Source organism: Stenotrophomonas sp. (assembly GCF_032056425.1).
Lineage (GTDB): Bacteria > Pseudomonadota > Gammaproteobacteria > Xanthomonadales > Xanthomonadaceae > Stenotrophomonas.
Genome location: NZ_DAMBCN010000053.1, coordinates 1 through 9,386 on the forward strand (window position 1 = coordinate 1; position 9,386 = coordinate 9,386).

Annotated in this window: 12 protein-coding genes and 1 pseudogene; all 13 read left to right on the top strand. The window is 66.2% G+C overall.

Features of this window, described 5'->3' with window-relative positions:
• The first annotated feature begins 69 nt into the window (after positions 1 to 69).
• Complete coding sequence (locus tag RTY46_RS19150) at positions 70 to 759, top strand: DUF3275 family protein (RefSeq protein ID WP_312710364.1); 690 nt, start codon at positions 70 to 72, stop codon at positions 757 to 759.
• A gap of 94 nt (positions 760 to 853) precedes the next feature.
• Positions 854 to 1,195 carry a hypothetical protein gene (locus RTY46_RS19155; RefSeq protein WP_003116822.1) on the top strand — a complete coding sequence of 114 codons (342 nt, stop codon included), beginning with the start codon at positions 854 to 856 and terminating at the stop codon, positions 1,193 to 1,195.
• Between the two features lie 104 nt (positions 1,196 to 1,299).
• Positions 1,300 to 1,707, top strand: a complete 408-nt coding sequence (locus RTY46_RS19160) for a hypothetical protein (protein ID WP_003116821.1) — start codon at positions 1,300 to 1,302, stop codon at positions 1,705 to 1,707.
• A 16-nt stretch (positions 1,708 to 1,723) separates the two neighbouring features.
• The gene (locus tag RTY46_RS19165; RefSeq protein ID WP_003090124.1) at positions 1,724 to 1,984 is read left to right on the top strand and encodes a hypothetical protein; all 261 of its coding nucleotides are present in this window, start codon (positions 1,724 to 1,726) and stop codon (positions 1,982 to 1,984) included.
• Between the two features lie 76 nt (positions 1,985 to 2,060).
• Positions 2,061 to 2,708, top strand: coding sequence for a hypothetical protein (locus RTY46_RS19170; protein WP_003116820.1), 648 nt, complete (start codon positions 2,061 to 2,063; stop codon positions 2,706 to 2,708).
• A 40-nt stretch (positions 2,709 to 2,748) separates the two neighbouring features.
• The gene (locus tag RTY46_RS19175) at positions 2,749 to 3,882 is read left to right on the top strand and encodes a DUF6094 domain-containing protein (RefSeq protein WP_223224654.1); all 1,134 of its coding nucleotides are present in this window, start codon (positions 2,749 to 2,751) and stop codon (positions 3,880 to 3,882) included.
• 50 nt (positions 3,883 to 3,932) lie between these two features.
• Positions 3,933 to 4,253, top strand: a complete 321-nt coding sequence (locus tag RTY46_RS19180) for a hypothetical protein (RefSeq protein ID WP_003116818.1) — start codon at positions 3,933 to 3,935, stop codon at positions 4,251 to 4,253.
• Positions 4,254 to 4,342: 89 nt separating this feature from the next.
• On the top strand, positions 4,343 to 4,648 hold the full coding sequence (locus tag RTY46_RS19185) for a hypothetical protein (protein ID WP_312710366.1): 306 nt from the start codon (positions 4,343 to 4,345) through the stop codon (positions 4,646 to 4,648).
• A gap of 136 nt (positions 4,649 to 4,784) precedes the next feature.
• Positions 4,785 to 7,064 (top strand): helicase-related protein, encoded by a 2,280-nt coding sequence (locus RTY46_RS19190; RefSeq protein WP_004350563.1) that lies wholly within the window; start codon positions 4,785 to 4,787, stop codon positions 7,062 to 7,064.
• A 138-nt stretch (positions 7,065 to 7,202) separates the two neighbouring features.
• Positions 7,203 to 7,802: a PilL N-terminal domain-containing protein gene (locus RTY46_RS19195; RefSeq protein ID WP_003098890.1), complete on the top strand. Its 600-nt coding sequence runs from the start codon at positions 7,203 to 7,205 to the stop codon at positions 7,800 to 7,802.
• The gene (locus RTY46_RS19200; protein ID WP_003098888.1) at positions 7,799 to 8,443 is read left to right on the top strand and encodes a hypothetical protein; all 645 of its coding nucleotides are present in this window, start codon (positions 7,799 to 7,801) and stop codon (positions 8,441 to 8,443) included. Before RTY46_RS19195 ends, RTY46_RS19200 begins: the two co-directional genes overlap by 4 nt.
• Positions 8,444 to 8,455: 12 nt before the next feature.
• Positions 8,456 to 9,193 (top strand): TIGR03759 family integrating conjugative element protein, encoded by a 738-nt coding sequence (locus tag RTY46_RS19205; RefSeq protein ID WP_003098886.1) that lies wholly within the window; start codon positions 8,456 to 8,458, stop codon positions 9,191 to 9,193.
• Positions 9,175 to 9,386: pseudogene (locus RTY46_RS19210) on the top strand (lytic transglycosylase domain-containing protein); the annotation flags it as partial. The gene RTY46_RS19205 and the pseudogene RTY46_RS19210, both read left to right, overlap by 19 nt.

Genomic DNA, 9,386 nt, shown 5'->3' on the forward strand with positions numbered 1-9,386 from the left:
GCTTCGTTCTGATCCGGCATGGCCCCTCACGGGGCCTTGCCTTTTTCCTATTTCCCAAGGAGAACCATCATGGCAGCCACATCGGCACCCGAGAGATCAGTCCTGCCCATCGTCGTCCCGGGCCAGCTCACGTTGCGGACCATCCGCGGCAAGAACGGCCCGTTCACGGTTGGCCGCCTCGCGACGCACCTCGGTACTTTCGAGGTCAAAGACCCGGAGCTGGAGCAGTACCCCGAAGGCAAGTACGACGGGGAATTCATCATCAGGTACATCTTCCCGAAGTCCTATCCGGTCGGCGGCGGCATGCGGTTCGAGATCCGTGCCAGCCTCGACGGCATGACGCTCAACGGCATCGACAAACTCAGCCGCGACGAAGCCCGCAGCTTCGCCACCCAGGACGTCGATCCGCTCGATGAAGAGCAAGGGGCGCAGCCTGCGGCAACGCCGGCCAAGCCCACCAAAGCGTCCAGGCCCGCCAAGCCCGCACCCGTGCAGGCGTCCGCGGACCCGCTGGTCGATACCACGCCCTTCGGCGTGGATGCGCCACCGCCTGCTACGGCCGCTGCCCCCGGCAGCACCGAAGACGGTGACGCCGCGCTCTTCGGCCTGCTGTGGCCGCTGGGCGAGTCCGTGAAACTGGATTCGACCATCGACCGCCGCACCCTGCGCGCGCAGATCGCCCGCCTGGGCGAGCTGGGCTACGCGCTGGACTTCAAGACGCAGGAGTGGAGCCGCCAGGCCGAACCAAAACCTGCGTGATCGCAGACGCCGCATGCGCGGTGTTCTTCATCCACCCGCCGGGGTTCCTTTCCCATGCGGGGGAGGCCCTGGCCATTTTCTGGAGGTCTCCATCATGTCCACCATCGCTTGCGATACCCCGCGTTCAACGCTGGATGAACCCGCGTGGCGGGACCTTTGCAAAGCGGCCGCCGCACACGCCCAGCGCGGTTGCGGCTTGTCCTACGACCACTACGTGACGCTCTTCAGTTCGGCGATCGACGCACAGGCCAATCGTTTGCCGGATGAGCAACGTGCTCAGGCTCTCGAAATCGCGGCCCAGGAATGGGACTACGCAACACCTGCCGAACGGCAGGAAACCCAGGACTGGAATGCGGAGCATGGCTATTGCTCGCACGGGATCGAGTTCGGCTACTGCCCGGCCGGTTGTGATCGAGACGATGACGACTGGGATTGAGGGCGACGCATAGGTTCCTTCGCCGCAGATGCGGCATTCCATCACCCGCTGGGGGTTCTTCCCCACGGGGAGGCCTTCAGCTCAACTTTTCGAGGAGGCCTCTCATGGGCTGGTATTTCTCAAACCAATCGCGGTCCGAACTGATCGCGGAACTGATCGCACCGCAAGAGACCGAGCGCGCCAGCGTCAAGGTCATCGCTCACACCCTGCGCGGCAACGTGCTGTGGTCCGTCGCCGAAGTGACCGCCAAGGTCGAAGGCGTGCATCGTGATCTCGCACCGGGCCAGTCCCTGCGCTACATCCGCTGCGATCTGCTTGAACGAAGCGGCGGCCAGTGGGGCTACAAGTCCTTGGACGAGTCCATGCACCCGTACTACTACACGTGCCCGCTGTCCTATCTGGACCTCGCACCGGAGCAGTCCGCCGACTGGCGTGCAGGCGTTCGCGCCTACCACGCCCGGCGGCGCACACCCACGGCATCCGCGGCATCCGCCGCGGCGTCGATGGCCTGAGCCAGGAGGAACCGACATGGACCCGATCCTGGCAACGCTTCCGCCCTCGTTGCTGGCACTCGTTGAAGGGAGTTTGTCCAACGACGAAGTGTCCTCCGACGAGGAAATGCTGGCGTACTTCATCGACAACGGCCTCACCGAGGACCAGGCACGGCAGGCACTGACCTACCGCGACCAGTACCTCAACAACATCTACCTGGAAGGCTTCACGCCGATCACTTCGGCGGACGAGCCGCTTCACTTCAACCCGCACACCCGGCAGTTCGAGCCGGACTGAGCGGTTTTCTTCCACCCCCTGGGGCAGTACTTGCCCCAGCGGGCGGTGCTGTTCCCGTTCATCCGAGGACACCACCATGCCCGCAAACACTTCTTCCACGCTGTACCGCATCGACGAATGCCCGGACGTGATGGCCGACGCCTGCGTCGGCGATGACCAGGGCAACCTGATCTTCCTGTCCATCTGGGCGCGGGACACCGCCGTCCAGCAGTTCCTCGCTCGCCTGACCCTCGGGCGCGACGAGCAGGGACTGGACCAGTTCCACGTCATCACCGACCAGGGCGGCAGCGTCCCGGTATTCATCGGCAACGTCGATCGCCTGGAAAAGCGCATCACGCGCGCGTACCGGCGGACGCTGTTCGGCTCGCTGTCCAACGTGTGGCTGTTCGACCGGCGCTGCGTCAAGCCCGACAAGGCCAACGCCAGCGCATTGGCACTGCTGCCACGCGACAGCGCCCACAGGCTTGACCGCCTGTGGATGCTGGTGCGGGACACCTGCCCGTTGCCGCTGCTCGATCACTGGCGCGAGACCGTGCTGGAACTGCTGCAAACCCGCGAGATGCTGGCCCGCCTTCCGTTCGCCCTCGGGCCGCTGGAAGGCCATCGGCTCGCCATCGACGTGCCGGCGCTGACCCTGGCGCTCGGCTCCCTGATCCGCAGCGACGCGCTCACCGCCTATCCGTATCCGGCCAAGATTTGGACGCCGGAAGCGGTAGCGGCTTGACCCACCCTCGGAGGCACGCCTTGGCGTACTTCCGTGTTTCATCCCCGCCAACCAGGAGACTTCCATGGCCCTCATGTTCCCGCGGCTCGCCCGCAATTTCGTCAAGAACGGATATTTCCCGACCGACGAACCCACGCTCGAAAGAGCGCTCAACGCACTGATGCCCAGCGACGGGCCGATGTGCATCCTCGATCCCTGCGCCGGCGAAGGCGTGGCGATCGCCGAAGCCGCCCATGCCCTCGGGCGCGAGCAGGCAAAGGCGTTCGCCGTCGAGTTCGACGCGGAGCGGGCGCGCCATGCCCGCGGCCTGGTCGATCACTGCCTGCACGCGGACCTGATGGACACGATGGTCTCCAAGCAGTCCTTCGGGCTGCTCTGGCTCAACCCGCCGTATGGGGACCTGTCCAAGGACGTCAACGGCAACATCGGCTATCAGGGCCAGGGCCGTGCCCGCCTTGAAAAGCTGTTCTACCAGCGCACGCTCTCGCTGCTGCAATACGGCGGCGTGCTGGTTTTCATCGTCCCCGGCTACGTGCTCGACGCGGAGTTGGTCGGCTGGCTGACGCGCCACTACACGGACCTGCGCATCTACCGAGCGGTGGAGACGCAGTTCAAGCAGGTGGTGATCTTCGGACGCCGGGTGCGCCAGCGCGAGCAGGTGCCCGATGGCGTCAAGGCCGTGCGCAATCTGCTGTTGCAGGTAGGGCAAGGCGAAGTCGAAGCCGAGGAACTGCCGAGCGAGTGGCCGTTCCTGCCGTACATCGTCCCCGCCAGCCCGGCCGAGCCAGAGCATTTCTTCCGCGTGACGATGGAGCCCGAGCAGTTCGCCGATGAGGTTGGCAGGCTGCAAGGCTTGTGGCCATCGCAGGACACGCACCTGGGGGCTGCGCAGCAATCGCTGCGTCCACCGGCGCGGGCCTTGTCCCGCTGGCATCTCGCCCTGGCTCTGGCCGCGGGTGCGATCTCGGGGGTTGTGCGCTCCAAGACCGGGCGCGTGCTCGTCGTCAAAGGTGACACCCACAAGGACAAGACGCTCCAGCGGGAGTTCACCGAACGCGAAGACGGCTCCATCGCCGAGACCCGCATCCTCACCGACAAGTTCGTTCCCGTCATCCGCGCGTGGGACATGACACCTGGCTCCGCGACACGGGGCGAGGTGTTGACCATTCGCTGATCCACCGGACGCGCTGCCGTCCTGCTGTACCAACTCGAAGGAGAAACACCATGATCCCCAATCCGTTCAAGCGGCCTGCGCCGCACAAGCAACCGTTGTTCGCACCGAGTACGTTGAAGTTGAGCGAGAAGGTGCATTGGCTGGCCCGGCGAGGCCTGATCGACCCCTTGGCCTATGTCCAGCGCCATGTGCGCGGGGACTGGGGCGAGATCGATGAGGCCACACGCCAAGCCAACGACGTGGCGATCCAACAGGACAACCTAATGATCTCGCAGTTCAGGATCACGCCGGACCTGGCGCTGATCGTCAAGACCAGCGAGGACCACCAGACCACGGTGGTCCAGCTTCCCGAAGAGCGGGACCTGATCTGAGGCCCCACATCGTCATCCTCATCCACCTGACGGAGCCACTTCACTCCGGCAGGGGTGTCGTGGCTCAATGACTCATCAAGGAGGAGCCCATGGCATCGCATCGCATCGAAACCTACTGCCAGCGGCTGGCGTTCCCCATCGGGGCGCTCATCTTCAGCAGAGGTGTAGACCGCCTGGTCCGCGCGGGTCGCCTGGACCCGATCCCGTACTTCAGGCGCCACACCCGTGGCGACTGGGGCGACGTCAACATCCAGCAATGGCAGACGAACAGCAGCGCGCTTCAATCGGGCGCGTCGCTGGAATCGTACTACGTGATCCATCCGGGGCTCGCCATTCGCATCGTCACCGATTCGCAGCGCTGCGCAACCGTCATCGTGCTTCCGTCCGAAGACTGAGCACGGTTCACCTGCGGGCCGCCCAGGCCAGCACCTTCAACCACCCTCAGCCACGCGTCGATTCTCTTCCCACCACGGGGCATGCCATTGCCCCGCTGGGGGTGGTGCATGCCCCATTTTTCTTTGGAGCATCACCATGTCCCTCGATCTCGAAACCACTGCCGCTGAATCCGCGCCCGTACAGGGCGAACTGCTCGACGCGGAATCTTCCCCTCTGACCCTGAGCCTTCAGGATTTTGTCGGCGAGTTCGGCGACGAACTACTCGACGCCCTCAACAGCGCTAATCCGCCGGTCTATACCGGCCAACCGCAGGCGCACCGGCAACTGGTGGTCGCCAGCCTCAAGCGCAAGCTGTTCCCAGCCCAGGCCGAAGTCGTCCACGCCGCCGCCGAGCTGCTGATCGACCGTGGCGAACGTGCTGCGATCGTCAATGGCGAGATGGGCTGCGGCAAGACGACCGTCGGCATTGCCACGGCCGCCGTGCTCAACGCCGAAGGCTATCGCCGCACTCTGGTGCTGTCGCCGCCCCACCTGGTTTACAAGTGGCGGCGCGAGATCCAGGAGACGGTGGCCGGTGCCAAGGTGTGGGTACTCAACGGGCCGGATACGCTCGTCAAGCTCATCAAGCTGCGCGAGCAGTTGGGCGTGCAGCCCACGGGCCAGGAGTTCTTCGTCCTGGGGCGCGTCAGGATGCGGATGGGCTTTCACTGGAAGCCTGTCTTCACCACGCGGCGCACCCGCCACGGCGACGTGGCGGCCTGCCCGGACTGCGGCACGGTCATCACCGACCTCGACGGCGAGCCGGTCAACCCGATCGCGCTCCAAGCCGAGGAGTGCCGCAGGAAGTGCGGCCACTGCGCCGCGCCCCTGTGGACACTGATCCGCCCGCGCAGTCTGTCCGGCAGCGACCAGTCCTCGGCCGTGCTCAAAGCCTTAAAGCGCATACCGACCATCGGAGAGGTCACCGCGCAGAAGCTGATGCAAAAGTTCGGTGACGGGTTCCTGGCGTCGATGCTCGGCGACAACATCCATGAGTTCATCAACCTCATGGATGGCAACGGCGAGCTGGTGTTTTCCGACCGTCAGGCCACGCGCATGGAACGTGCGATGGCCAACATGGAGTTCGGCTTTGGCGAGGGCGGCTATCAGCCGTCCGAGTTCATCAAACGCTACCTGCCGCAAGGCACGTTCGACCTGCTCATCGCCGATGAGGCACATGAGTACAAGAACGGGGGCAGTGCCCAGGGCCAGGCCATGGGCGTGCTGGCGGCGAAGGCTCGCAAGACCTTGCTGCTGACCGGCACGTTGATGGGCGGCTACGGGGACGACCTGTTCCACCTGCTGTTCCGAGCCCTTCCGGGGCGGATGATCGAAGACGGCTACCGCCCGACCACGAGCGGCAGCATGACCTCGGCTGCGATGGCGTTCATGCGCGATCACGGGGTGTTGAAGGACATCTACTCCGAGAGCACCGGCACGGCGCACAAGACGGCCAAGGGCACCAAGGTATCGGTGCGCACGGTCAAGGCCCCGGGGTTTGGCCCCAAGGGCGTGCTGCGCTGCATCCTGCCGTTCACGATCTTTCTCAAGCTCAAGGACATCGGTGGCAACGTCCTGCCGCCGTATGACGAGGAGTTCCGTGAAGTCGCGATGGACACGGCGCAAGCCGCGGCCTACCGCGATCTGGCGGGTCGGCTGACCGCGGAGCTGAAACAGGCTCTGGCGCGACGCGATACGACCTTGCTGGGTGTGGTCCTCAACGTGCTGCTGGCCTGGCCGGATTGCTGCTTCCGGTCGGAGACCGTGGTGCATCCGCGCACGCGCAACACCTTGGCGTTTGTCCCGGCTCAGTTCAACGAGTTCGAGATCAGCCCCAAGGAGCGTGAGCTGATCGACATCTGCAAAGAGGAGAAGGCGCAGGGCCGCAAGGTCCTGGCCTACACGGTCTATACCGGCACGCGCGACACCACGTCGCGCCTGAAGGTGTTGCTGGAGCAGGAAGGCTTCAAGGTGGCGGTGCTGCGCGCGAGCGTGGATGCCAGCCGCCGCGAAGACTGGATCGCCGAGCAACTGGACCGTGGCATCGACGTGCTCATCACCAACCCCGAGTTGGTCAAGACGGGGCTGGACCTGTTGGAGTTCCCGACGATCGTGTTCATGCAGTCGGGCTACAACGTGTACTCGCTCCAGCAGGCGGCACGCCGCTCCTGGCGCATCGGGCAGAAGCAGCCCGTGCGTGTGATCTACCTCGGCTACGCCGGTTCCTCGCAGATGACCTGCCTGGAGCTGATGGCCAAGAAGATCATGGTCTCGCAGTCCACCTCGGGCGACGTGCCCGAATCCGGGCTCGATGTCCTGAACCAGGACGGTGATTCCGTCGAGGTCGCACTGGCCCGGCAGCTTGTCGCCGCATGACACGTTCCACTTACGGCCCTTCGGGGCCGTTTTTTTTGCCGCTCCCGGTAAATCGGACGCTGCCTGGTTCGCATTGTTTGCTGCCGCTCGCGGCCTGAGCGGCGATGGTGAGGGCTGGATGTTTCAGGACGCCGAGCTATGTGCCCCTCTCCACCGTGGTTTCACTATCCCGAACGCCGCCTTCTGGCGGGATTTCTCGGCCTGCTGTGGTCGGTGCTGGCCGGTGGCTGCGCGACGACGACTGCGCCGGTCGCGCCCGACACCATCGCGGAAGTCTTGGCCGCGCCTGAACCCGAGGCTTCCGAGTACATCCCGGTCGTGCGCTACGCCCGCTACACACTGGTCGAACTGGCACCCATGGCGGCGCAGCGCGACCTGTTGTTGCAGACCATCGACGTGTCCATGCCCGAGGATGCCCGCGCCACGGTCGGGGATGGGCTTCGGCACGTGCTCAAACGCAGCGGCTATGGCCTGTGCCAGACCGCGCATGCCGTGATCGAGCTGTACGCGCTGCCGTTGCCGGCGGTACACCTGCACCTCGGCCCCATGACCTTGCGCGATGCGCTGCTCACGCTGGCTGGCCCGGCCTGGGAACTGCACGCGGATGACCGCGCACGGCAAATCTGCTTCGAGCGGCCCGGCGATCGCGCGGTCGCCGAGTCCCCATCCGAGCCACCCGCCACCGAGGCGGTGCAGACGTTCCCGCTGGCACCCATGGTTTCGGGAGGCCAGCCATGAACGCCCCGCAACCTGCCCAGCGATCGACCGCCGCCGTGGTGGTGCAGAGCCTGATGTGGCTCTGGTTGATCTTCCTCAGCGTCTTGGCGGCCCTGGGCTACCAGGCCCTCAGCGACCAGGCCGACCAGGAGCGGCTGGATTCCCGCCTGCAACGCCTGGAAGCGCAGGCAACTGGCTTGGCCGAGACGATCGAGGCCATCCAGCAGCGCCCGGCCGTCGCGACGGACGCTGACCTCAAAGACACCCGCCAGATTCTGGAAGCACGCGCGGCCCAGGTCGAGAAATCTCTCAGTGGCTACGCAGCGGCCGACGACCTCCAGGCGCTGCGCGCGGAGGTCGAGCAGATCAAGGCGCGCCAAGCCGCCGCGCGTGCCACCGCACCCGCCCAGCGGCGCGCATCGCGCACGTCCGCCGCCTCCAAGACCGAGCTGCCGCCGCTGCCATTCCGCGTCGTCGGCGCCGAACTGCGCGCCGGCCAGCGCAGCGTGTCCGTCGCGCCGAGCATCGGGGACTTCACGCCCGCCCAACTTCAGGTGCTGCTGCCCGGGGATGCGGTCGGCCCGTGGCGCCTGCAGGCGATCGAGGGCAACACCGCAGTGTTCCAGGCCGGCAACCAGACCCGCCGCGTGGCGATTCCCTGACCGGAGCACCCCATGAAGCCGTCGATCCTCCTTTTCGCGGTCCTGGTGGCGTCGTCGCAATGGCCCGCCTGGGCGCAGCAGCCCGCAACGACCTCGGCGCGCAACGCACAGAGCCAGGAGCGCCCGCTGGCCGCCCGCGTGCTGGACGACCGGGTGGCAACCGAATGGGGCTTGCAGCCACAAGAATGGGCACGCTACCGCGAGCTGATGGATGGGCCGCTGGGTATCTACTCGCCCAACCTGGACCCGCTGTCCGCCCTGGGCATCGAAGCTCGCACGGACGAAGAACGGCGCCGCTATGCGGAACTGCAGGTGCAGGTGGAAGCGCGCCGCGTCGAGAAGCTGCTCGCCTACCAGCGCGCCTACGACGAGGCCTGGCAGCGCCTGAATCCGGGGATGCAGCGCGTGAACCTGCCCGACGACAAGCCGGGCGCCGGCCCATCCAGCAGTCCCTTGCGCGGCAGCGGCCGCATGGCGGTGTTCGTCAAGGACGGCTGCGCAGCCTGCGGACAGCTCGTGCAGCGCCTGCAATCCTCGGGCGCGGAGTTCGACCTGTACATGGTGGGCAGCCGCCAGGATGACGCGCGCATCCGCGACTGGGCCAAGCGCGCGCAGATCGACCCGGCGCGCGTGCGCGCCGGCAGCATCACGCTCAACCACGACGGCGGCCGCTGGCTGTCACTGGGCCTGCCCGGCGATCTGCCCGCCGCCGTGCGCGAAGTGAACGGCCAATGGCAGCGCCAGCCGTAGCCATGCCCCTGCGCGCACTGGTGCTCACTGCCGGCCTGTATGCCGTTGCCGCCCTGGCCCAGGAGGTTCCGCCACCGGCTTACCAGCTTGCCGCCCAGCGCGCAGGCATCCCCTCGACCGTGCTCTACGCCGTGGCCTTGCAGGAGAGCGGCATCCGCCGCAACGGGCGCATCGTCCCGTGGCCGTGGTCGCT

What these genes read in the sequence shown, in the direction of transcription:
- RTY46_RS19180 (WP_003116818.1), top strand. Translation starts at nt 3,933, where the DNA reads ATGATCCCCAATCCGTTCAAGCGGCCTGCGCCGCACAAGCAACCGTTG.
- RTY46_RS19165 (WP_003090124.1), top strand. Translation starts at nt 1,724, where the DNA reads ATGGACCCGATCCTGGCAACGCTTCCGCCCTCGTTGCTGGCACTCGTT.
- RTY46_RS19160 (WP_003116821.1), top strand. Translation starts at nt 1,300, where the DNA reads ATGGGCTGGTATTTCTCAAACCAATCGCGGTCCGAACTGATCGCGGAA.
- RTY46_RS19170 (WP_003116820.1), top strand. Translation starts at nt 2,061, where the DNA reads ATGCCCGCAAACACTTCTTCCACGCTGTACCGCATCGACGAATGCCCG.
- RTY46_RS19190 (WP_004350563.1), top strand. Translation starts at nt 4,785, where the DNA reads ATGTCCCTCGATCTCGAAACCACTGCCGCTGAATCCGCGCCCGTACAG.
- RTY46_RS19205 (WP_003098886.1), top strand. Translation starts at nt 8,456, where the DNA reads ATGAAGCCGTCGATCCTCCTTTTCGCGGTCCTGGTGGCGTCGTCGCAA.
- RTY46_RS19150 (WP_312710364.1), top strand. Translation starts at nt 70, where the DNA reads ATGGCAGCCACATCGGCACCCGAGAGATCAGTCCTGCCCATCGTCGTC.
- RTY46_RS19200 (WP_003098888.1), top strand. Translation starts at nt 7,799, where the DNA reads ATGAACGCCCCGCAACCTGCCCAGCGATCGACCGCCGCCGTGGTGGTG.
- RTY46_RS19185 (WP_312710366.1), top strand. Translation starts at nt 4,343, where the DNA reads ATGGCATCGCATCGCATCGAAACCTACTGCCAGCGGCTGGCGTTCCCC.
- RTY46_RS19155 (WP_003116822.1), top strand. Translation starts at nt 854, where the DNA reads ATGTCCACCATCGCTTGCGATACCCCGCGTTCAACGCTGGATGAACCC.
- RTY46_RS19195 (WP_003098890.1), top strand. Translation starts at nt 7,203, where the DNA reads ATGTGCCCCTCTCCACCGTGGTTTCACTATCCCGAACGCCGCCTTCTG.